The sequence below is a fragment of the Shimia sp. genome, assembly GCF_041624275.1.
Classification (GTDB): Bacteria; Pseudomonadota; Alphaproteobacteria; order Rhodobacterales; family Rhodobacteraceae; genus Shimia.
Window position 1 is genome coordinate 1 of sequence record NZ_JBFJVE010000005.1, and the last position, 20,738, is coordinate 20,738.

The window sequence follows — 20,738 nt, forward strand, 5'->3', positions numbered from 1 at the left end:
CCATTGCCGCGCCAGCCGGTCGCTGACCCCGAGGTCGCGCAGCTTGCCATAGGTCGCGCCGTGGCGCAGCGCCTCGCCGTCGTCGAGATCAAGGATCGCCAGCTGCGGGTTCTCCTTGATCCGAAAGCGGATGTCGGTCACCGCCCGGCCCTGCTTGCGGGTCTCGGGGGTGATCAGGATGTTGCTGGTCTTGTTGACCTCGGCCACCGCCGGCTTGATCACCTTGGCATTGAGATGCTTGTAGCTTTCGTAATAGCTCGACCCTTCCAGCCCCATCAGGCGGCGGAACAGGTCCATCGACCACCAGCCGGTGCTGCCGGTGCGGATGAAGCGATAGCAGTTTTCATAAAGCGCCAGCGCGTGCCCCGAGGTGAACTTGCGCTGGATGTTGAGATTGATGAGGGCAAAGACCTTGGGGTCGTGCAGCTTTTCGGCCAGCGCCGGCGAATAGGCGTATTCGCAGACCCCGCCCTTCAGCTTGGCATAGCTCAAGAGGCTCGACACCCCCCATTCCTGCTGGCCCTTCTCGTCCAGCATGTCCCATTCGGCCACGGTTTCGGCCAGCCCGCGCAGCGACTGTTTCAGCGTCTCCATGTCGTTGGAATTATAGCCGATCATCAGGCACAGCGTGCGCGCGTCGATGCGGTGGGTGCTGTGGCTGGTCAGCGTGTCATAGGCGTTGAGCAGCAGCACGTTCGACAGCTTGCGCTGCAACAGCGTCAGCTTGCCCGAGACATGGATCGCCGCCACATGTTTCTTGACCGCGCCGCGCCTCAGCGACCCCGACAGTTGATCGCGCGGAATCGTGTCCATCGCCTTGCCCCTTTGCTGCGCCTGTTTTGCGGTGGATACTGCCCTGTCGGGCACCCAAAAGCAACGCCATTCTGGGTGCCCAAGAGCCGCCCGGCCCCGGCATGCCCCCTTGGCGGACGGGCCCCGCAAACGGGTACCTTTGCCCCAGACCCCCCGTCCCTGCCGGGTTTCGGGCACCCGTTTACGGGAGAGCCGCCGCCAGATATCGTGGTTGGGCGCGCCATTAAGGCTCCATATTGACTCCGCCCGGACTCTGGTGCCCTTGGCACCGCGAATCGGCACCCCTGGCCCTGCAAACGGGCACCCCTGATCCCGCAAACGGATACCCTTGGTCCTGTATTCCGGTCCCCAGACCAGCTCAAGTGTTTGAATTTCAAAGACAAGCTGGCCGCAAAGATTCTAAAGACTCAAAAGATTCCACAAGCTATATGCCGCTGTTTTTCGTCGATTTACCGGGATTTTCGCCGCGAAACCGTCTGGGCCATGTCTTTGACGCTTGTGATGTGCGATAGTTTGCGCAAAATCACGCAATAAGCAGAACATCGCAGAGGAACCGAGATGGCCGCAGGCAAAGATCCCCTCCCCCCGTATTTCAGCATCGACCCGGCCGCCGCCGCCGCCAAGCTGTCCGACCCTATCGACACCGCGCGATTCGCGAAAGCCGCCGCCTTTGCCGGCAAGGGCCGCGAGGATCTGGCGCGGCGCGGCTATGCCCCGGACGGCAAGAAGAAGCTGCGCCGCTTTTCCACCTGGGAGATCTGCAAGTTCCTGATCCCGGTGGCGCCGGCCCATTTCCGCCGGGTGCTGAAGAAATACCCCGACCTGCCGCAGGGCGTCGGCGAGGGCAATTCCAAGTGGTTCACGCTCGAGGACGCGCTGCGGCTCAGGGCGCATTTCGCCAGCGAGGGCGCGGCGGGCAAGGAATACCAGCCCTGGCGCCCCGAGGGGCTGCCGGCCAAGATCATCGCGGTGTCCAACTTCAAGGGCGGCACCTCGAAGACCACCACCACCGCGCATCTGGCGATGTCGGCGGCGCTCGACGGCTACAAGGTGCTGGTCATCGATCTCGACAGCCAGGGCTCGCTGACCTCGATCATGGGCGGTGAGGTGGCCGACGAATGGTCGACCGCCTTCCCGCTGATGGCCAAGGACTATGCCCAGGCGACCCTGGCCGAGAACAGCGTCCGCGAGGCCGCCGGCCAGCCCGCCCTGCCCTTCGACGAGACCATGACCGAGGCGCTGAACATCTCGGCGCGCGACATCATCCAAAGCACCCACTGGCCCAACATCGACCTGCTCGGCGCCCAGCTCAACCTCTACTGGGCCGAGTTCCAGATCCCGGTCTGGCGCATGGGGCTGCGCAGCTGGCCGCTGTGGGACGCGCTGACCAACGCCCTGACCAACGAGCGCATCGTTGACGATTACGACATCATCCTGCTCGATACTCCGCCGGCGCTTGGCTATCTGACCATCAACGCGCTGGCCGCCGCCGACATCCTTCTGGTGCCGCTCGGCGCCTCCTTTCTGGAGTTCGATTCGACGGGGCGGTTCTTCGACATGCTCTATTCCACCTTTGCCAGCGTCGAAGAGGGCGAGAATGCCGCCCGCCGCCGCGACGGGTTGCCCGAGGTGAAGTTCGAATGGGACGCGGTGCGTGCCCTCATCACCCGTTTCGACGCCGGTCAGCAGACCGATCTCGCCAATGTGATCCAGGCCTATTTCGGCGATTTCATGACCACCTACCGGCAGGATCTGACCGCCATGGTCGGCCAGGCCGGCGAGCAGGTGAACGGCATCTACGAGGCCGATTACCGCGAGTTCAACCGCGACACCTATGTCCGGGGCCGCGAGACTTTCGACCGCACATGGGCCGAGGTGAAGGAAATCATCCTCGGCACCTGGTGGCGCGATCTCGAGGCCGCCAAGGCGGACCGGGCCGGGGCGCAACAGGCCGGCACGAAGCACGATAAGGAGGTCATGACCGATGGCGAAACGCAGGAAGCTTGAAGCCCCGAGCAGCGACGATCTGAGCAAACTCGAAGAGGAGTTTCGTCGCGAAACCCGCCCCGATGCCGCCGGTGCCGGGATCGGCCGGGCAGGGGTGGCGCCGATCGCCCAGGTGGCTGCCGACAGCGCCGCGCTGGCGCAGCCGGCCAGCGTCGCCGACCGCGCCCGTCAGGCGCAGCTCGAGGCCCGCGCCGCCGATCTCGTCGCCGCCGAGCGTGACGGCCGGCTGATGGTCGACCTGGCTTTGGCCGAGATCGACGCCGACGCCATGGTGCGTGACCGCGCCATTCTGGACCGCGACGAGATGACCGAGCTGCGCCTGTCGATCGCCGCCGGCGGGCTGCGGCTGCCGATCGAGGTTTTCGAACTGCCGCCGGCGCTGGTCCGGGACGGGGTGCGCTATGGGCTGCTCTCGGGCTATCGCCGGCTGATGGCGGTGCGCGAATTGCTGGCGCTGACCGAGCAGGACAAATACAGGACCATCCGCGCCATCCTGCGCCCGGCGGCCGAGACCGACGCCGCCTTCGTCGCCATGGTCGAAGAGAACGAGGTGCGCTCCGAGCTCAGCCATTTCGAACGCGGCCGCATCGCGGTGATCTCTTCGCAGCAGGGCGCCTTCGTCAATGTCGAGGAGGCGGTGAACAAGCTTTTCGCCACCGGCTCCAAGGCCAAGCGCTCCAAGGTGCGCAGCTTTGCGCTGATCTTCGAAGAGCTGGGCGACATGCTGGCCTTTCCCGAACTGCTCAGCGAAAAACGCGGCCTGCGGCTGGCGCAGGCGCTGCGTCAGGGCGGTGAAAGCCGGCTGCGCGATGCGCTGGCCGGGGCGGCGCCCGACACCGCCGACGAGGAATGGGCGGCGCTCGAGGCCGAGATCGCCCGCATGGACAGCCCGGCGCCCGACCCCAAGCGCGGCGGGCGGCCAAGGGCGGCCAAGCCGGCGATGGGCTGGCAGAACGCCGACACGCTGGTCACCTCGGGCGGGGTCACGATCCGGCGGATGCACGACGGGGTCGGCCATCTGCTGCGCTTCGAGGGGCGCGCCATGGACAGCGAGCTGATGGACAGTCTGATCGAGGAAATCCGCGCCCTGCTCGAGAAACCCTGAGGGGGGTTTCGCGGCGAAACCGGCGCTGGCCGGGGCAGGTTAGGCTAGGGAAGGGCAGGGGGCGTCGAAGGGCGCCCCCTGTCGCTTTCAGAGACCGGCGGCCTTGGTCAGGTTGACCCGGAAGCGGTCGCGGCGGCGCTGGTAGCGGCGGGTCATCTCGGCCGAGGCATGGCCAAGGTGGCGCTGCACGTGGCGTTCGTCGACCTCGGCCGAACTGGCCAGCCCGGCGCGCAGGGAATGCCCCGAGAACAGCGCCAGCCGCTGGTTCTCGGGCAGGTCGCCGCGCAGCCCGGCATCGCGCACGGTGCGTTTGACAAGACGGGCGACATGGCGGTCCGACAGCCGCGCCCCGAGGGCGCGCCTGCCATCGCGCGAGGTCGCGACAAAGACCGGACCAAAGTCGATCTTGGCGAAGTGCAGCCATTGTTCAAGCGCATGCACCGGGCAGCTCTGCTGCGACGAGCCACGCCCGATCTCGACCTCGCGCCAGCCGCTCTTGGCGTTCAGCGTCAGCACCGCGCCCTGCTCGAGGATCTCGACCCAGCCGCCCGAGTCGGGGGTGTCCTCCTTGCCGAGATCGAGGCCGACGATTTCCGAGCGCCTGAGCCCGCCGGCATAGCCCAGCAGCAGGATCGCCCGGTCGCGCAGGCCGCGCAGGTCAAAGGGCAGGCTGGCCACCATGGCAAGGATGTCCTCGGCCAGCACCGCCTCTTTCTGGCGCGGCGGGCGGGCGTGCCGGCGCTTGATCCCGGCCAGCACGGCGGCGATATGGCGGTCGCGGCGATCAAGGGTGAAGCCGCGCTGCGCATAGCCCCAGCCAAGGCCCGAGAGGCGGCGTTCGATGGTGGCGACCGCAAGCCCCTTGGCGCGGCCCGTGGGGCTCGCCAGGTCGGTCAGGTAAAGGCCGATCATCTCGGGCGAAGGCGGCAGCGGCTCGGTGCCGTTGATCCGGCACCAGCGCGCGAAATGCTTCCAGTCGGCGGCATAGGCCCGGTTGGTGTTCTCGGCGGTCGAGGCCCGGGCATAGTCGCGGGCGCTGTCGACCAGCCGGTCGAGCCGGCCCGAACCGGCGACATGGGCGGGCAGGGCAATCGTCTGCGCATCCGGCAAAGGCGGATCGTCGCGCTCGGGGGGCTGATTTTCCGGTGTATCGTCCATGCGTCCGAGCCTAATGCCATCATGTCCGATAATGCAAGATTATTGGACACGACTGACACGCACAGATGGCGGCGGTTAAAGGGGACAAATCTGCCTGAAGGCGCCGTCGACAAATCCGGCCACCGTCAGCGGGGCCGGGTGGCGGCCATCCTGACGGGCTGCGGAAACCCCGCCGTCGGGCAGGGGGACGAGGCTGCCAGCTTGCAGGGCAACAGGGTGCAGGTATCTGAAATAGAGCGGTTTTCCGGCAGGCCGTTGGCTGGCTTTCGCCCTGCGGGGGCTCAGTCCGGGGCCTGCGGCACGGGTTGCCGAAAGGCCGAGGGCGTGGCGCCGGTCCAGCGCCGGAAGGCGCGGTGAAAATTTGCTGCCGAGGAAAAGCCGAGCTCGGCGGCGATCTGCTCGGTGCTGCGGCCGGCCTCGCGCAGGGCGCGCAGGGCGATGTCGCGGCGCAGGTCGTCCTTGATGCTCTGGAACGAGGCCCCCTCGGCCGCCAGCCGCCGGATCAGCGTCCGGGGCGTGATCCCGAATTCGGTGGCGGTATCGGCCAGGCCGCAGTGGCTCCAGCCGGCGCGGAACAGGTATTCGCGGACCCGCAGCGACGTGGTGTGGGCCCGGTAGCTGGTGAAGATCCAGTCGCGCGGCGCCCGCCGGACGAAGGCGAGCAGATCGGACTTGGAGCGCGGCGGCGGCGGCTCGAAGCGGCGGGTCTCGAAGCGGATCGCCGAGCGGCGGGCGTCGAAACCCACCGGGCAGGGGAACACCACCGAGTAGTCGGCGGCGAAGGCGGGGCGGGCAAAGGCGAATTTCACGCTGTCGACCGGCAGTTCGTAGCCGGCGCGCCAGGACAGCACCCCATGGGCCAGTTTCAGCATCAGCAGATGGCCGAAACGCTGCGGCGCGGCCCGGCCCTGAGGCACCAGCGACAGGTCGAGCAGGCCGCCGTCGCGGGCGAGGGTGAACTGGACGTCGTCGAGGATCAGGTTCCAGAAGGTGGAGAACCGGTAGAGCGCCGCCGGCAGGGTCTCGGCGCTGGCGACGGTGGTCACCAGATGCTGCAGCGCCCGTGGCCGCACCGGGCGCTGCCACAGGCCCATCATCTCGTCGCCGCTTTCGGCCACCGCGAGCTGATAGAGGGTCACCATCTGGTCCAGCGAGACCCGCGCCGCCGCCCCCTTGCCGCTGTCGTCGAGACCGGCGCGGCGCAGCAGCCCCTGCAACTGCCCTTGCGAGCAGCACAGCGCCAGCGCCGCCAGCCAGTCGCCGACAAAGGCCCGCGAGACGGTGATGAGATGTGGCGGATCGGATCGCATGGACATGCCTTGTCTTAGGGCAATCTGTCACTTTATGACAATGAAATGTCCCGATCCGAGATGGTGTGGCGCAAAACCGTCGTCTATCTGTCACCAAAAGACCTAACACTTTTGGAATTCGACCATGCTTTACACCGCCCCGATCGACGACATCATGTTTGACCTTGAACATCTTTCGGGCTGGTCCGAGGTCGGCGCGCTGCCGCGCTATGCCGGGGTCGAGCTGGAGGATATCCGCGCCGCGCTCGAGGCCTGCGGCCGGTTCTGCAGCGAGGTGGTGGCGCCGCTGGGCGTGGCCGGCGACGAGGCGGGCGCGCATCTGGACGCGGGCCGGGTCAGCCTGCCCGAAGGCTATGCGGCGGCCTATGGGCAATTCGTCGAGATGGGCTGGCAGAGCCTTGCCCATGGTCCCGAGCATGGCGGCATGGGGCTGCCGCGCGCCGCCGGGGCGGCGGCGACCGAGATCGTCAACGCGGCCGATACCAGTTTCGGCCTTTGCCCGCTGCTGACCGATGGCGCCATCGACGCGCTGACCAAGAACGGCTCGCCGGCGCAGAAGGCGCTTTATCTTGAAAAGCTGGTCAGCGGCCAGTGGTCGGGGACCATGAACCTGACCGAGCCGCAGGCGGGCAGCGATCTGGGGCGCATCCGCTGCCGTGCCGAGCCGGGCGCCGACGGCAGCTATGCGATCAGCGGCACCAAGATCTTCATCACCTATGGCGAACATGAGCTGAGCGAGAACATCATCCATCTGGTGCTGGCGCGCACCCCCGGCGCGCCCGAGGGGCCCAAGGGGCTGAGCCTGTTCGTGGTGCCGAAATTCCTGCCGGATGCCGCGGGCAACCCGGGCCGGCGCAACGCCGTCACCTGCAGCGGGCTGGAGCACAAGCTGGGGGTGCGGGCGAGCCCGACGGCGGTGCTGAACTTTGAGGGCGCCACCGGCTATCTGGTCGGCGAAGAGATGCGCGGCCTGCCCTATATGTTCGTGATGATGAGCACGGCGCGCTTCGCGGTCGGGGTGCAGGGGGTGGCGGTGGCGGACCGCGCCCACCAGCACGCGCTGGCCTATGCCGAAGAGCGGGTTCAGGGCCGCGCCGTGGACGGCAGCAGCGCCGAGGCGGTGGCGATCGCCCGCCACCCGGATGTGCGCCGCATGCTGCTGCGGATGCGGGCCCTGACCGAGGGCGGGCGGGCGCTGGCGATGGCGACGGCGGGCTGGCTGGATCTGGCCGAACATGGCGCCGAAACCGAGCGCGCCGCGGCCGGCGCCATGGCCGAGTTCCTGGTGCCGCTGGTCAAGGGCTTTGCCTCGGAACGGGCGGTCGAGGTGGCCTCGCTCGGGGTGCAGGTGCATGGCGGCATGGGGTTCATCGAGGAGACCGGGGTTGCGCGTTTCTACCGCGATGCGCGGATCCTGCCGATCTATGAAGGCACCACCGCGATTCAGGCCAACGACCTTCTGGGGCGCAAGGTGCAGCGCGACGGCGGCGCCACGGCGCGGCGCTTTGCGGCGCTGGTGCGCGAGACCGTCGCCGCCCTGCGGGGCGGCGATATGGCGGCGCAGGCGGTGGCCGGCCGGCTGGAGCGCGCGGCGGCCGATTTCGAGGCCAGCCTGGCGCATCTTCTGGAGACCGCGCCAGCCGATGCCAATGCCGCCTATGCCGGCAGCGTGCCCTTCCTGATGCTGACCGGAAATCTCGCCGTCGGCTGGCAGCTGGCGCGGTCGCTGCTGGCGGCTGCGGCGCGGCAGGCGGCGGGCGAGGACAGCGCCTTTCTGCGCCGCAAGATCGCCACCGCGCGATTCTTTGCCGAGCATGTCCTGATCGACAGCGCCGCCGAGCGGCTTCGCATCATCGAAGGTGCGCCGAGCCTGCTTGAGGCCGATCTCTGAGGGCTCTGCCCCGGACCACCCCAACCCAAACCCCGACCCGGAAAGGACGATCTCATGAGCCTGAACGACTTCCTGAAAGACTATCGCAACCTCGATTTCGACGCCCGCGACAACGGTGTCGTGATCGTCACCCTGAACCGCCCGGACAAGCGCAATGCGCTGGATGTGGCGACCATCGACGAGCTGGTCGACTTTTTCGGTGGTGCCCATCGCACCGGGGTGCGGGCGGTGGTGCTGGCCGGGGCCGGGGACCACTTCTGCGCCGGTCTGGATCTGGTCGAGCACTGGAAGGCCGATCGCAGCCCTGACGATTTCATGCATGTCTGTCTGCGCTGGCACGAGGCCTTCAACAAGATGGAATATGGCGGGGTGCCGGTGATCGCGGCGCTGAAGGGCGCGGTGGTCGGCGGCGGGCTGGAACTGGCCAGCGCCGCCCATGTGCGGGTGATGGATCAGAGCACCTATTTCGCCCTGCCCGAGGGTCAGCGCGGCATCTTCACCGGCGGCGGCGCCACGATCCGGGTCAGCGACCTGATCGGCAAGTCGCGGATGATCGACATGATCCTGATGGGGCGCATCTATCAGGGCCAGCAGGCGGTGGATCTGGGGCTGGCGCAATATATCACCGAGGGCTCCAGCCTTGAGATGGCGATCGAGCTGGCCGACAAGGCGGCGGCCAACCTGCCGCTGACCAATTTCGCCATCTGCTCGGCGGTCAGCCATCTCAACAACATGTCGGCGATGGATGCCGCCTATGCCGAGGCGGTGGTGGCCGGTGTGGTCAACACCCAGCCGGCGGCGCGGGCGCGGCTCGAGGCCTTTGCCAACAAGACCGGCAAGCGCATCCGCCCCAACGCGGAATGAGCCCTCGGCGGGGCTGCCGCAGGGCGGCGAACTGAGATGAAAGCGCCGGGGCCATAGGGTCCCGGCGTTTTGCCGTCCGCGGCTTACTTGTAGGAATAGCGGTAGTCGTAGCCGCCGTATTTCTCGCTCTTGGCGCGTTCGAAACCGTTGAAGATGGCGCCGGCGACATGGCCGTTCGAGGCGTCGATCTCGCGCTGCATGGCCTGCATTTCCTTTTCCATGGTGATCCCGTAGTGGACCACGACAAGGGTCATGCTGGCCTGTTTCGAGATCATCACCGGGTCGGTTACCGCCAGCACCGGCGGGCAGTCGACGATGACCAGATCGAAGCGGCTGCACAGGTCGTCGAGCAGGCTGGTGAAGGCCGGCAGCATCAGGAGATCGGCCGGGTTCGGGGGGTATTTGCCGGTCGGGATCAGCGACAGGTTGTCGACCGAGGTCGCTTTCAGCACCTCGTCGAGCGTGTTGTCGGCGGCCAGCAGTTCGGCGAGGCCGGGCTGGTCCTTTTTCAGGCCGAAGAACTTGCGCAGCTGGCCGCGCCGCAGGTCGGCATCGACGAGGCAGATCTTCTGACCGGCCTGGGCCGAGACCGTGGCCAGGTTGACCGAGCAGAAGGATTTGCCGGCGTTGGGGCTGGCACTGGTGATCGCCAGCACCTTGGAGTCCTTGTCGAGCATGCCGAAGTGCAGGCTGGTGCGCAGGCCGCGGAAGGCCTCGACAGCAAGGTCGGTGGGCTCCTCGACCGCCAGCACCGGCCATTTGGCGTCATGGCCGCGCGGCCGCTTGGCGCTTTCCCTGACGTTGTTGATGACCGCGAAGACCGGCAGGCCGAGGGCCTCGATCTCGCTGCTGGACTTGATGCCGCGGGCGGTGAGCTGGCGCAGCAGGACCACGCCGATGCCCAGCATCAGCCCCAGAAGGGTGCCGAGGGCGACGATCATCGACTTGCGCGGCGCCACCGGGATCGAGGCGGTCTGGGCGTGGTCGATGACCCGGACGTTGCCTATGGTGCTGGCCTTGACCACGCGCAGCTCCTGGGCGCGGATCAGCAGCTTGCTGTAGGTCTCGCGGGCCAGTTCCAGCTCTTGCGTCATGTCGAAGATCTCGCGCTGGGTCTCGGGCAGGTCGAGCGACTTGGTCTCGAGCGTCTGGAGGCGGGCTTCGAGCTGCAGTTTCTTGACCAGCAGGGTTTTGTAGGTCGGGTGGTTGACGGTGTATTTGCGCTGCAGCTCTTCCTCTTCGATCAACAGCGCCGCCAGCTCGGCCTCGAGCTGGGTCTGCTGCTGCAAAAGCGCCTGGGTCTCGAAGCTGAGATCCAGCGTGTTGCGGGCGCTTTGCAGGTCCTTGAGGGCGGATTCGGCGCGGTCGACCACGGCGCGCACCTCGGGGATGCGCTCTTCGATGAAGGCGAGGCTGCTTTCGGCCTCGGCCGAATTGCGCGAGATGTTCTGGCGCAGATAGGCGTTGACGATGGCCGACAGGGCGCGGGCGGCGTCTTCGCGGTCGCCGGCCTGGAAGGTGACGTTGAGGACGCCGGACTTGCGGCCCTTTTCGGCGACACCGACCCGGGCGCGGACGCTCTTGATGGCCTTTTCCTCGCTGATCTGCTTGACCAGAAATTCGCGGCCGGGGGCGCCGGCCAGCAGGCCGACCTCGATCGAGACGCCGCTGGCGGCGTCGATCAGCTGTTCGTCGACGCGGCCGCTCAGCAGCCGGCCTCCGGGCAGTTCGAGGTTGAACTCGGTCTCGGAGGTCTTGGTCAGGACCAGGGTTTCGCCCAGCATATGCGGCGGCACCTGGAGAAACTTCAGGGCAATGCGTTCATCGGTCTGGGCATAGGCATCGAGGAAGCCGGGCAGGCCGAGGAACTGCCCGTATTTCGAGACGAAATGGCCGATCAGCGGCATGTAGCGCGGCATCGCGATCCAGTCGAGGTTCTGCTCGGCGATCGCCTGCCCCAGCACCATCCGCGATTTCAGCAGTTCGATCTCGGTCGCGGCCTGGGTTTCCTCGCCGAAGCCTTCGAAGGCATCGAGCAGCGGGTTGGCGCCGCCCTTTTCCTCGAGTTGCAGAAGCGCGTCGGCCTGATAGGTCGGGGCGGTGTTGAGGGCCCAGAACACGCTGAGCGCGCCGACGAGGACCGTGGCCAGCAGCAGCGTCCACTTGCCGTGCCACAGGGTCAGCAGAAGCTGGCCGAGGTCGATTTCGTCGTCATACTGGTCTTTGGTGCTGGAAGAAGAAGAGCTCATGTCAAATCATCGCTATTTTGCGGCAAGCCGCTGTGCCCAGGCATCCATGGCGGAGTCGAGCTGAGTGAAAACAAGTTGGTGAAATTCCTTGGAATGTCGGTAGGGGTCTGCGACGCCCTTGCCGCCGATCCAGTGATCGGCCAGCATCACCCGGCCGCTGACCTGCGGCGCGATCTGGGCGATCGCCGCCTTGTGGCCCGATTCCATCACCAGGATCAGCTCGGCCCCGGTCAGGATCTCGGCGCTGGCCTGGCGGGCGCTGTGGCCGTCAAGCGAGATGCCGTGTTCGGCGGCGACCTGCGAAGCGGTCTCGTCGGCCGGCTTGCCGACCAGCGCGCCGATGCCGGCCGAGCTGACGTTGAGCCCCGGCACCTTGGCCTGCAAAAGACGTTCGCCTAGCGGCGAGCGGCAGATGTTGCCGACGCAGACGACCAGAATATTGTTGAACATGAAGCGCCCCCTGAGACTGCCGCAAGGACCCTACAGATTTCGCTGCAACGATTCCAGCGAGCTGATGGCAGAGACGGTCGGCAACAGCTGGTTGATGGTGTCGTTCCAGTGCTGCAGCGGGCTGCGGGTCAGGAAGACCACGTCCTGCGGTGCCAGCGTGAACTTGGTGCCCAGCAGCCAGCCCTCGGGCGAGGTGGTGTCGAACTGGTAGACGCTCATCTTGCCGCCCTCATAGCGGAACACGAAGATGCCGCGCGAATCCGAGCGCACCTTGCTGGGGCCGCCGGCCTCGTTCACCGCCTCGGTCAGGGTGACCAGTTCGCTGGTGACGTCGATTGACGCGTTGCGGATGGTTTCGCCCATGACGAAGGCTTCCTGGTTCTCGCGTTCGGGCACGTGCACGACGTCGCCGGCCTGAAGCACCGGGTTGTTGCCGGCGATATTGGCCTCGAGGAAGCCGCGCAGGTCGACCGAATGGGCGCGGCCGCCCCGGCGCAGGGTGATATGGCTGATGTCGGCGTTCTCGCTCCAGCCGCCGGCGGCGTTCACCGCCTGCAACAGGGTCAGCGGCACGGTGGTCAGCGACTGGCGGTTGGGCGCGCCGACCTCGCCGCTGACGACGATGCTTTGAGAGTTGAATTCGAGGATCCGCACGTCGACCTGCGGTTCGTTGATATAGGCGCGCAGCTTCTGGGTCACTTCCTGGCGCACCGACTGCACCGAATTGCCGGCGGCGTAGATATCGCCGATATAGGGGAAGTGGAAACTGCCGTCGGCCTGAATCTCGAAGCCGTTCAGCTTGTCGTTGGTGGTATTGGTCTGGTTGAGCGACAGCTCGGGGTGTTCGAACACCAGAACCGAGATCACGTCGCCAACGCCGATCCGGTAGGACCAGTCGCCGGAAAACGGCAGCGAACTGCGGTGATAGCGCCGGAAGGACTTGTTGTAATCGCCGATATTCTGGCTCGAGACGCGGACGATATTGACGTGTTCGGGCAGCGTGGCCTGATCCTCGGCCTTGGTCGGAAAGGTGGTCATGCCCTTGGAACAACCGGCCAGCAACACGGCGCATATCAGCATCAAGCGAATCATATCGACTCCTGGCCAGTGGTAAAAAAAACGGCAGTGCGGCCCGCAGCAGGCCGGAAACAACTGAGACGGACCTAGCACCGACCGGGGATCGTTTCAATTGGTCAATTGCCCGGAAGGGGCGCGGAACCGCGCCCGGCCTGCGGATTGTTTCCCACAGGCAACAAATTGTTGAAACACGCGGGGCGTGTGCGGGGCAAAAAAAGACCCGCGCGACAAAAAGTCTTGCGGGGTCAGTTTGGGTGGTGGTTTCGGGGAATCTGTCGGGGTTGGGCGGCGGCTCAGAACAGCTTTTGCGCCTTGCGGAAGAAAGGGTCGACCTCTTTTTCGACGATCGGCAGCTTGCGGAACAACAAGTGCCCGGGCTTTTCCGGTTTTGCCGCGGCTGGCGCGGTCTTGGTCGGGGCCTTGGCGATGACGGGTCTTTCCGGCCGGGCGGGCGGCGCGATGTCGGCTTGGGCGAGCGAGCGGGTGAAGGCCTGGATGGTTTCCAGCGCCGTGAGGTTGGTCCAGACGCTCTTGCTGGAAATCTGGGCCACCGATGCGATCGGGGCCGGCAGGCCGGCCTTGGCATGGACTGGCCATTGCCGGGCCAGCGCGGTTTCGATGTCGTCCTCGATCTGCTCGAGGTTGGGACGGCTGCGGCCGTATTTGACGCAGAGGAACACCCCCCGCCCGACATAGGAAATCACCGTCTTCTGCCCGGCGAGCGTGTCGGCAAGCAGTTTGGCGATGTTTTTCAGGTAATCGACGAAATAGGGCGCGGCGTGGTTGTCATAGACGTTCTTGGCCGAGACCACGTGGATCGAGTAGATCGACATCGCGTAGCAGGCGCGCATCATCCGCAAGAGCGAGTTTTCCAGTTCGAGATAGTCCTCGACACCGGCAATGCCGGGCAGCGCCACCCGTTCGTGGAACTGGACGCGGGTCATCTCGGTCAGGTCGTCGAGCGTATAGCGGATCTGTTTCTCGCGCCGCATGCTTTCGTTGAGCATGCCGGCGACCTTGACACGGGTGCCCAGTTCGAGTCCGTCGATCGGCTTGTTGACGAAATCGGTGGCGCCGGCGGCAAAGGCCTCTTCCATCAGGTGGCTCTTGCGGCTGGCGGTGATCATGATGATCGGCGTGGTGCGGTAATCGGGCAGCTGGCGCAGGTCGCCGCACAGTTCGACACCGTTCTTTTCCGGCAGGTTGATGTCCAGAAGGAAGGTATCGAAGGGCTCTTCGGCCTCTTCGGCAAGTTGCAGCGCCTGTTCGGCACTGGCGGCATAGGCCGGTTCGTCGAATCCCATGCTGGTCAGCGCCGAAAAGATCAGCTCTTTGAACAGCGGGTCATCGTCCACAACCATGATACGCATTTCGAAAGCTCCTGGTTTCACCGTGTCGGGGGCCGGAAGTCGGCGCAGTCCCGACCGAGTTAGAGCCGGGAAATGGGACGAAATTTGGGCCACTTTGCGGAGAATTTGACAGATTCCGCCTGTGCGGCTTCGGTCACCGGGGCCAAAGGCCCGCCGCGGCCTAGGATTCGCGGTCGCGCAGAACCGAACCTTCGGGCGGCGGGCGGTTGCCGTCGGCCTGCATGTCGAGCACGAAGCTGATGATCTCGGCCACCACCTGCCAGTGCTCGACCGGGACCATCTGGTCGATTTCGACGGTGTCATAGAGCAGCCGCGCCAGCGGCTTGTTCTCGATCACCGGCACCTCGTTGTCATAGGCCAGCTCGCGGATGCGGCGGGCCATGTGGTCGGCACCCTTGGCGACACATTGCGGCGCCAGATCCGAGCCCGGCTCGTATTTCAGCGCCACCGCGAAATGGGTCGGGTTGGTGAGCACGACGCTGGCCTGCGGCACCGCCAGCGCCACCCGTTTCTGCGATTGTTCGCGGCGCAGCCGGGCGCGTTTGGCCTTGAGTTCGGGCGAGCCTTCGGCCTCTTTGAACTCGTCCTGAAGCTCCTTGTGCGACATCATCTGTTTCTTGCGCCACTGGAAGCGTTTCCAGAGGATGTCGACCAGCGCCAGCGGCACCAGGAAGATCGCCATTGCCAGCAGCAGCTTGCGCGCCGCCATCAGCAGGTATTCGGGCAGCCGCTCGGGCAGGAAGCCGGCCCCCTGCATGACCTCGCCGACGACGCTTTGGGTGACCCAGAGCGCCAGCGCACCGGCGACCGAGACCTTGAGCAGGCTCTTGGCGAACTCGATGAAGGCGGTGCCCGAGAACAGCCGCTTGAACCCCTGCTGGGGCGAGATCTTGGACAGTTTCGGGCGGATGCGTTCAAGCGAGGCCACGGTCTCGCCCTGGATCAGCACCCCGATCAGCCCGCCGATCATCAGCGCCACGAAGATCGGCGCCAGCGCGATGACGACCCGCAGGCCGAATTCGAGGATCACCTCGCCCAGCCGGGCGAGGCCGGGGCGGCCGGCGCCGACCGCGACCTGGCCCGAGACCTCGATCATCAGCGCCAGCGCATTGGCCAGCTGGGTCGCCTGCCATGGCAGCACGAAGAGCGTCACCCCCAAGAGCGAGAGCACGATCATCATGTTGCCGGTCTCGCGCGAGGAGGGCACGTCGCCCTTGCGCCGGGCCTCGCGCAGTTTCTTCTCGGTTGGCTCGTGCGGTTTGCTGTCGGTATCGCTGTCCTGCTGGCTCATGGCATCTCAGAGGCTGAAATCGCTGAACCAGTCGATGAAATCGCGGACGAAGAAATCCAGCGCCGGCGGCAGCGCCGCGGCGAGGATGAACAGGCCGACCGCGATCAGGATCGCCGAGGCGACGAAGAACACCGGCAATTGCGGCATCATCCGGTTTGCCAGACCCATGCCAAGATTGAGCACCACACCCATGACAAAGAAGGGTGCCGCAATCATGGTGCCGATGTAAAGGCTGTGATTGCCGACCCGCACGATCTGTTCGGCCAGATCGCCGACAATGATCTGCCCCGGCGGGAACATGGCATAGCTGTCCAACAGCCCCAGAAGGATAACGTGATGGGCGTCGGTGGCAAAGAGCGCCGCCACCGACCCCAGCAGCATCAGCGTCGAGACCAGGGTGGCGCCCTCGAAGGAACCCAGCGAGGGGCCGAAGGCATTGGCCAGCCCCGAGACCTGCCCGACCTGGAAGCCGGCGAACTGCATCGCCACCAGCAGCACCCGCGCCGCGAGGCCGATCCACAGACCGATGGTGACCTCGATGCCGAGCAGGATGGCGATGGCGGTGATCTCGTCGGGGATCACCGCCTCGACCGGGGTGATCGGGTAGAGCGCCGCGCAGAGCACCAGCGCAAAGGACAGGCGGGCGCGCACCGGGTACTGGGTTTCGCCGAAAGTGGGCATGAACATCAGCGCCGAGCCGAGCCGCGCGACGACGACGAAATAGCCGAAGATCTGCGCGGCGACCAGATCGCTGAGCTGCATCGCTCAGGCTCCGACCGAGCCGACCGTGCGCAGCGAGGCTTTGCGGTGCACCTCGTTGTGCGAGATGATCTGGGTCATCGGGCTGACGCGTTCGAAGATCTGGCGCACATAGGGGCGCACCGAGGGCGAGACCAGAAGCGCCGGCCAGTGGTCGCCGTCGGAGAATTTCTGGATCTCCTTGCGCGCGGCGAGCACGAATTCCTGCACCCGCTGCGGCGACATGATGAAGGTTTCTTCGCCGTTGGAGGACGAGATCGCATTGGTCAGCTCGCGTTCCCAGTCGCCGCCGAGCGTGATCACCGGCACATAGCCCTGCGGGTCGACCAGCGCCTGACAGATCTGTTTCGACAGTTTGCCGCGCACATGTTCGACCACCTGGCGGATGTTCTGGGTGGTGGCGCTGGCCTCGGCCACGGCCTCGATGATGCGCGACAGGTTGCGGATCGACACCCGTTCCGAGAGCAGCGCCTGAAGCACGTGCTGCAGCATCACACCGGGCGAGGAGGCGCCGCTGCCGGACAGCAGTTTCTGGTATTCCTTGGTCTGGCCCTCGATCAGCTCCTGGGTCGCCGAATAGGTCAGGATCTCGGGCATATGCTCTTTGATGACCTCGGTCAGATGGGTGGTGACGACGCTTTCGGGGTCGACCACGGTATAGCCCTTGAGCTCGGCCTCGGAGGCGCGGGTGTCGTCGACCCAGACCGCGTTGAGCCCGAAGGTCGGTTCCTTGGTGTGTTCGCCGGGCAGGTCGATCTTGCCGCCCATGGGGTCGATCACCATCATCATCATCGGCCGCACCTCGCCGCGGGCGGTCTCGATCTCGTTGAGGCAGATGGTATAGCTGTTGGGCGGCAGCGAGGCGTCGTCCTTGATCCGCACCGGCGGCAGCACGAAGCCGAAATCCTTGATGAACAGGTTGCGCAGGCTCTTCACCTTGCCGGGCAGGGCGGCGTTCTCCGAGGTGATGAGCGACACCAGCGCGGCGCCGAGGTTGAGCCGCACGTCGTCGACCTGCAAGAGGTCGAAGACGGTTTCTTCCTGCGCCAGGTCCTTGCGCTCGGTCTCGGCGATGGCTTCGGCTTCGGCCTGCGCGGTTTCGCGGGCGTGTTTCTGCATGAAATAGCCCAGCAGGGCCATGGCGCCGGACAGCGGCACGAAGATCATGGCCGGGAAGCCGGGCAGCCAGCCGACGCCAAAGCTGAGCGCCGCCGCCATGTAAAGCGCCTTGGGGAAGCCGCTGAGCTGGGCCAGCACCACTTCGTTGGCGGCGCCCTTGGTGCCGCTCTTGGTGACCAGAAGGCCGGCGGCCAGCGACACCACCAGCGCCGGGATCTGGGTGATGAGCCCGTCGCCGATGGTCAGCACGGTGTAATTGGCCGCCGCCTGTCCGACGCTGAGCGAATGGCTGGTCATGCCGATGAGGATGCCGCCGATGACGTTGATCAGGGTGATGATGATCCCGGCCACCGCATCGCCGCGGACGAATTTCGAGGCCCCGTCCATGGCCCCGAAAAAGGCGCTTTCCTCTTCCAGCACCTTGCGCCGGGCGCGGGCCTCGTTCTCGTCGATGATGCCGGCGCCGAGGTCGGCGTCGATCGCCATCTGCTTGCCGGGCATGGCGTCGAGCGAGAAGCGGGCCGCGACCTCGGCGATGCGGGTCGAGCCCTTGGTGATGACGATGAAGTTGATGGTGACGAGGATGGCGAAGATGACGATGCCGATGACATAGTCGCCGCCGACGATGAAGCCGGCGAAGCCCTCGATCACCTTGCCGGCGGCGCCGGTGCCCTCGTGGCCCTTGCTGAGGATCAGCCGGGTCGAGGAGACGTTGAGCGCCAGCCGCAGCATGGTGACCACCAGCAAGAGCGTCGGGAAGGAGTTGAAATCGAGCGGGGTCTGGATCCACAGCGCCACCATCAGGATCAGCACCGCCAGCGACAGCGAGACCGCGAGGCCGAAGTCCAGCAGCATCGGCGGCAGCGGGATGAACAGCATCGCCAGGATCAGCACCACGCCGATGGCGAAGGCGATGTCGCGATTGCCCAGCCCCTGGCGGAGCCATTGCATCGCGGTGGTCTGGGGCGTCTGGACGTCTCGGGCGCTCATCGGGGTCAGTTCCGCTCTTCGAAGTCGGGGATGATCGGTTGCATCGGGCTGTGCGAATAGATGGTGAAGCCGCCGCGGCCGCTGCCCGAGCTGTCCTTGCCCCAGAACTGCGCCGGCGATTGCGGCGGCGCGACCCCGGCCAGTTCGATCGGCGCGAGGCTGGTCTGGTCGACGATCAGCGCCAGGAACTGGTCGATATTGGCGTTGGCGATCTTCTGGTTGCGCGCCAGCTTGTCGAGATAGACGGTCTTGTAGCGCTCGCTGGCGGAATGGTAGCGCCCGGCGGCACGCCACCAGTCGCCTTCGCTGCGGAAGAGGTCGCGCAGGTAGCGGGCGGCGTAATCGACGTTGCTGCGCGGATCGACCGCCTGTTCCAGCGAGGCAAAGGCCTTGCCGTGCCATTTCTGGTTGACCTGCATGCAGCCGACATCGATCGACTCGACGCCCATGGCCATCTGGTTCCTGACCCAGCGCAACAGGCTGTCGCGGTCGGGGAAGAAGGCGCCGCTGCCTTCGGCATTGGCCGCCCATGGCCAGACGGTGAGGCCGCGCTGGCCGCGTTTTCCGGCCTCCTGGATGCCGATCGACAACAGCAGGTTGTCGGGAATGTCATAGCGGGTCTGGGCCTCGAGGATGGCGGCAAGGCAGACCGCGTCATGGCCGAGCTGGTAGGCGGCGGCCTGATCCTGCGAGACCACCGGCTGGCGCGGCTTGTAGAATCCGGCCCAGAGCTCGGCGCGGGCGCCGCCGCCCGCCGGGGCGGTGACGGCCAGTGCGAGACCGGCCAGGGCGGCCAGAAGGGGGGTGCGGCGCCGGCCCATGGTCAGACGCTGCCGCTGGAGATCAGGTCAAAGACCTGGGCCGACAGCCGGGACAGGGTGCGGAAGATGAAGGGCAGGGTCAGCGCCAGGGTGGCGAAGATCGCCAGGATCTTGGGCACGAAGGTCAGGGTCATCTCTTGAATCTGGGTCAGCGCCTGCACGAAGGCGATCACCAGTCCGACGACCAGTGCCACAACCAGCACCGGCGCCGAGCCGATGAGCACGGTGGTGATGGTGAGCCGGATGATCTCGTATGTGCTGACCGCGTCCATGGGCGCTTCCTGCTGGGGCGGGGCGGATCGTCAGATCTGCATCCGCATGATGTCCTGATAGGCCTCGACGAACTTGTCGCGCACCGCGACCGAGACCCGCACCGTGCTTTCCATCGCCATGGTCGCCTCGACCACCTGCTGGATGCCGGCCTGGCCCGAAAGCCCGGCCAGCGCGGTCTTGTCGCCGGCGCGCACGGTATCGGCCGCCTGGCTGGCGGCATCGGTGACCATCTGGGCAAAGCTGCCCTCGGGGCCGGTCTTGCCCAGATCTGCCGGGCTGGCCGGGCCGTCCTGCAATTTCTGCGACTTGCCATAGGCCGATTGAACCGCCACGGAAGAGCGTATGGCCGCGAAATCAGTCATGTTTCAAGATCACTCCAACAGGTTGAGAAGCTGGGAGCGCATCTCGCGCGCCCGCTCCATCATCGACAGGTTTGCCTCGTAGCCGCGGGCGGCCTCGCGCATGTTGCTCATCTCGATCAGCGGGTTGACGTTGGGCATCTTGACATAGCCGTTGTCGTCGGCCGCCGGGTGCGAGGGGTCGTAGCGCAGCTTGAAATCGCCCATGTCCTTGGCGATCTCGGAAACCTCGACGATGGCCGCGCCGGTGGCCTCGTCGGTGCCGGCGCCGAAAGAGATGGTCTTGCGGCGATAGGGGTCGCCGCCGGCCTGCTCGGCGGTGGTGCTGGCATTGGCGACGTTTTCCGAGACCACGCGCAGGCGCTCGGCCTGGGCCCGCATGCCGCTGGCGGCGGTGGACGAAATCGACTTCAGCGCATCCATGTGCCTATCCTCTCATTCAGTTGCCGGCCGCCGCGAGCAGCAGGTCATGCGCCTTGCGGTAGAGGCTCGAGGCCAGCTTGTACTGGCTCGAGGTGGTGCCGGCCTCCATCAGCTGTTCTTCGAGCACGATGTTGTTGCCCGACAGTTCCTCGCCCCACATCGCCTTGGCCTCGACCACCTCGGCCGAGCCGAAACCGGCGCCGTCGGCGGTGGTGCTGAGATAGCTTTCGAAGCTTTCCACGTCGCGCGCCCGGTAGTCGGCGGTATCGGCATTGGCGATGTTTTCCGAGATCACGGTCTGGCGGTCGGCAAGCCATTGCAGACGCTTTGAGGCAAGGCCAAAAAGACTGACATCTGACAAGTTCATCATGGACTCCCGAGGCTGTTTCAGCAAGTATAGCACTGGGAG

General features: G+C 66.0%; 19 protein-coding genes. 4 read left to right on the forward strand and 15 right to left on the reverse strand.

The features are described 5' to 3' along the window. Positions 1 to 813: replication initiation protein (locus ABZD10_RS00885; RefSeq protein WP_372884213.1), on the reverse strand; the 813-nt coding region annotated here is incomplete at its 3' end. A 558-nt stretch (positions 814 to 1,371) separates the two neighbouring features. Here ABZD10_RS00885 and ABZD10_RS00890 point away from each other — a divergent pair. After that, the gene (locus ABZD10_RS00890; protein ID WP_372884214.1) at positions 1,372 to 2,820 is read left to right on the forward strand and encodes an AAA family ATPase; all 1,449 of its coding nucleotides are present in this window, start codon (positions 1,372 to 1,374) and stop codon (positions 2,818 to 2,820) included. Beyond that, complete coding sequence (locus tag ABZD10_RS00895) at positions 2,798 to 3,925, forward strand: ParB N-terminal domain-containing protein (protein WP_372884215.1); 1,128 nt, start codon at positions 2,798 to 2,800, stop codon at positions 3,923 to 3,925. Before ABZD10_RS00890 ends, ABZD10_RS00895 begins: the two co-directional genes overlap by 23 nt. An 87-nt stretch (positions 3,926 to 4,012) precedes the next feature. Here ABZD10_RS00895 and ABZD10_RS00900 read toward each other — a convergent pair whose 3' ends face one another. Both ABZD10_RS00900 and ABZD10_RS00905 read right to left on the reverse strand, forming a co-directional pair. After that, a complete protein-coding gene (locus ABZD10_RS00900; RefSeq protein ID WP_372884216.1) occupies positions 4,013 to 5,083 on the reverse strand; it encodes a tyrosine-type recombinase/integrase in 1,071 nt (356 codons plus the stop codon). A 281-nt stretch (positions 5,084 to 5,364) separates the two neighbouring features. Then, positions 5,365 to 6,399, reverse strand: a complete 1,035-nt coding sequence (locus ABZD10_RS00905; RefSeq protein ID WP_372884217.1) for a helix-turn-helix domain-containing protein — start codon at positions 6,397 to 6,399, stop codon at positions 5,365 to 5,367. A gap of 118 nt (positions 6,400 to 6,517) precedes the next feature. On the opposite strand from ABZD10_RS00905, the gene ABZD10_RS00910 reads away from it, so the two are divergent. Further along, complete coding sequence (locus ABZD10_RS00910; RefSeq protein WP_372884218.1) at positions 6,518 to 8,284, forward strand: acyl-CoA dehydrogenase; 1,767 nt, start codon at positions 6,518 to 6,520, stop codon at positions 8,282 to 8,284. 54 nt (positions 8,285 to 8,338) lie between these two features. Further along, positions 8,339 to 9,148: a methylthioacryloyl-CoA hydratase gene (dmdD, locus tag ABZD10_RS00915; protein ID WP_372884219.1), complete on the forward strand. Its 810-nt coding sequence runs from the start codon at positions 8,339 to 8,341 to the stop codon at positions 9,146 to 9,148. An 83-nt stretch (positions 9,149 to 9,231) separates the two neighbouring features. On the opposite strand, the gene ABZD10_RS00920 is transcribed toward dmdD, so the two are convergent. The 12 genes from ABZD10_RS00920 to ABZD10_RS00975 all read right to left on the reverse strand — a co-directional run bounded on the left by ABZD10_RS00920 (position 9,232) and on the right by ABZD10_RS00975 (position 20,696). Then, positions 9,232 to 11,397, reverse strand: coding sequence for a polysaccharide biosynthesis tyrosine autokinase (locus tag ABZD10_RS00920; protein WP_372884220.1), 2,166 nt, complete (start codon positions 11,395 to 11,397; stop codon positions 9,232 to 9,234). A gap of 12 nt (positions 11,398 to 11,409) precedes the next feature. Next, on the reverse strand, positions 11,410 to 11,847 hold the full coding sequence (locus ABZD10_RS00925) for a low molecular weight phosphotyrosine protein phosphatase (RefSeq protein ID WP_372884221.1): 438 nt from the start codon (positions 11,845 to 11,847) through the stop codon (positions 11,410 to 11,412). Between the two features lie 30 nt (positions 11,848 to 11,877). Next, positions 11,878 to 12,939, reverse strand: a complete 1,062-nt coding sequence (locus ABZD10_RS00930; RefSeq protein ID WP_372884222.1) for a polysaccharide biosynthesis/export family protein — start codon at positions 12,937 to 12,939, stop codon at positions 11,878 to 11,880. A gap of 278 nt (positions 12,940 to 13,217) precedes the next feature. Beyond that, positions 13,218 to 14,294 (reverse strand): PleD family two-component system response regulator, encoded by a 1,077-nt coding sequence (locus ABZD10_RS00935; RefSeq protein WP_372884223.1) that lies wholly within the window; start codon positions 14,292 to 14,294, stop codon positions 13,218 to 13,220. Between the two features lie 160 nt (positions 14,295 to 14,454). After that, positions 14,455 to 15,585, reverse strand: a complete 1,131-nt coding sequence (locus ABZD10_RS00940) for a flagellar biosynthesis protein FlhB (protein WP_372884224.1) — start codon at positions 15,583 to 15,585, stop codon at positions 14,455 to 14,457. A 6-nt stretch (positions 15,586 to 15,591) separates the two neighbouring features. Further along, entirely contained in the window at positions 15,592 to 16,347 is a 756-nt protein-coding gene (locus tag ABZD10_RS00945) for a flagellar biosynthetic protein FliR (protein WP_372884225.1), read from the reverse strand. A gap of 3 nt (positions 16,348 to 16,350) precedes the next feature. Beyond that, positions 16,351 to 18,414, reverse strand: a complete 2,064-nt coding sequence (gene flhA, locus ABZD10_RS00950) for a flagellar biosynthesis protein FlhA (RefSeq protein ID WP_372884247.1) — start codon at positions 18,412 to 18,414, stop codon at positions 16,351 to 16,353. A 44-nt stretch (positions 18,415 to 18,458) separates the two neighbouring features. Continuing rightward, on the reverse strand, positions 18,459 to 19,274 hold the full coding sequence (locus ABZD10_RS00955; RefSeq protein ID WP_372884226.1) for a lytic transglycosylase domain-containing protein: 816 nt from the start codon (positions 19,272 to 19,274) through the stop codon (positions 18,459 to 18,461). A gap of 2 nt (positions 19,275 to 19,276) precedes the next feature. Beyond that, positions 19,277 to 19,546: a flagellar biosynthetic protein FliQ gene (locus tag ABZD10_RS00960; protein WP_372884227.1), complete on the reverse strand. Its 270-nt coding sequence runs from the start codon at positions 19,544 to 19,546 to the stop codon at positions 19,277 to 19,279. Positions 19,547 to 19,576: 30 nt separating this feature from the next. Then, positions 19,577 to 19,909: a flagellar hook-basal body complex protein FliE gene (locus ABZD10_RS00965; RefSeq protein WP_372884228.1), complete on the reverse strand. Its 333-nt coding sequence runs from the start codon at positions 19,907 to 19,909 to the stop codon at positions 19,577 to 19,579. Positions 19,910 to 19,918: 9 nt separating this feature from the next. Next, on the reverse strand, positions 19,919 to 20,329 hold the full coding sequence (gene flgC, locus ABZD10_RS00970) for a flagellar basal body rod protein FlgC (protein ID WP_372884229.1): 411 nt from the start codon (positions 20,327 to 20,329) through the stop codon (positions 19,919 to 19,921). Positions 20,330 to 20,345: 16 nt separating this feature from the next. Beyond that, complete coding sequence (locus ABZD10_RS00975; protein WP_372884230.1) at positions 20,346 to 20,696, reverse strand: flagellar basal body protein; 351 nt, start codon at positions 20,694 to 20,696, stop codon at positions 20,346 to 20,348. Between the last annotated feature and the right edge of the window lie 42 nt (positions 20,697 to 20,738).

What these genes read in the sequence shown, in the direction of transcription:
- ABZD10_RS00890 (WP_372884214.1), top strand. Translation starts at nt 1,372, where the DNA reads ATGGCCGCAGGCAAAGATCCCCTCCCCCCGTATTTCAGCATCGACCCG.
- ABZD10_RS00895 (WP_372884215.1), top strand. Translation starts at nt 2,798, where the DNA reads ATGGCGAAACGCAGGAAGCTTGAAGCCCCGAGCAGCGACGATCTGAGC.
- ABZD10_RS00900 (WP_372884216.1), bottom strand. Translation starts at nt 5,083, where the DNA reads ATGGACGATACACCGGAAAATCAGCCCCCCGAGCGCGACGATCCGCCT.
- ABZD10_RS00905 (WP_372884217.1), bottom strand. Translation starts at nt 6,399, where the DNA reads ATGTCCATGCGATCCGATCCGCCACATCTCATCACCGTCTCGCGGGCC.
- ABZD10_RS00910 (WP_372884218.1), top strand. Translation starts at nt 6,518, where the DNA reads ATGCTTTACACCGCCCCGATCGACGACATCATGTTTGACCTTGAACAT.
- dmdD (WP_372884219.1), top strand. Translation starts at nt 8,339, where the DNA reads ATGAGCCTGAACGACTTCCTGAAAGACTATCGCAACCTCGATTTCGAC.
- ABZD10_RS00920 (WP_372884220.1), bottom strand. Translation starts at nt 11,397, where the DNA reads ATGAGCTCTTCTTCTTCCAGCACCAAAGACCAGTATGACGACGAAATC.
- ABZD10_RS00925 (WP_372884221.1), bottom strand. Translation starts at nt 11,847, where the DNA reads ATGTTCAACAATATTCTGGTCGTCTGCGTCGGCAACATCTGCCGCTCG.
- ABZD10_RS00930 (WP_372884222.1), bottom strand. Translation starts at nt 12,939, where the DNA reads ATGATTCGCTTGATGCTGATATGCGCCGTGTTGCTGGCCGGTTGTTCC.
- ABZD10_RS00935 (WP_372884223.1), bottom strand. Translation starts at nt 14,294, where the DNA reads ATGCGTATCATGGTTGTGGACGATGACCCGCTGTTCAAAGAGCTGATC.
- ABZD10_RS00940 (WP_372884224.1), bottom strand. Translation starts at nt 15,585, where the DNA reads ATGAGCCAGCAGGACAGCGATACCGACAGCAAACCGCACGAGCCAACC.
- ABZD10_RS00945 (WP_372884225.1), bottom strand. Translation starts at nt 16,347, where the DNA reads ATGCAGCTCAGCGATCTGGTCGCCGCGCAGATCTTCGGCTATTTCGTC.
- flhA (WP_372884247.1), bottom strand. Translation starts at nt 18,414, where the DNA reads ATGCAATGGCTCCGCCAGGGGCTGGGCAATCGCGACATCGCCTTCGCC.
- ABZD10_RS00955 (WP_372884226.1), bottom strand. Translation starts at nt 19,274, where the DNA reads ATGGGCCGGCGCCGCACCCCCCTTCTGGCCGCCCTGGCCGGTCTCGCA.
- ABZD10_RS00960 (WP_372884227.1), bottom strand. Translation starts at nt 19,546, where the DNA reads ATGGACGCGGTCAGCACATACGAGATCATCCGGCTCACCATCACCACC.
- ABZD10_RS00965 (WP_372884228.1), bottom strand. Translation starts at nt 19,909, where the DNA reads ATGACTGATTTCGCGGCCATACGCTCTTCCGTGGCGGTTCAATCGGCC.
- flgC (WP_372884229.1), bottom strand. Translation starts at nt 20,329, where the DNA reads ATGGATGCGCTGAAGTCGATTTCGTCCACCGCCGCCAGCGGCATGCGG.
- ABZD10_RS00975 (WP_372884230.1), bottom strand. Translation starts at nt 20,696, where the DNA reads ATGAACTTGTCAGATGTCAGTCTTTTTGGCCTTGCCTCAAAGCGTCTG.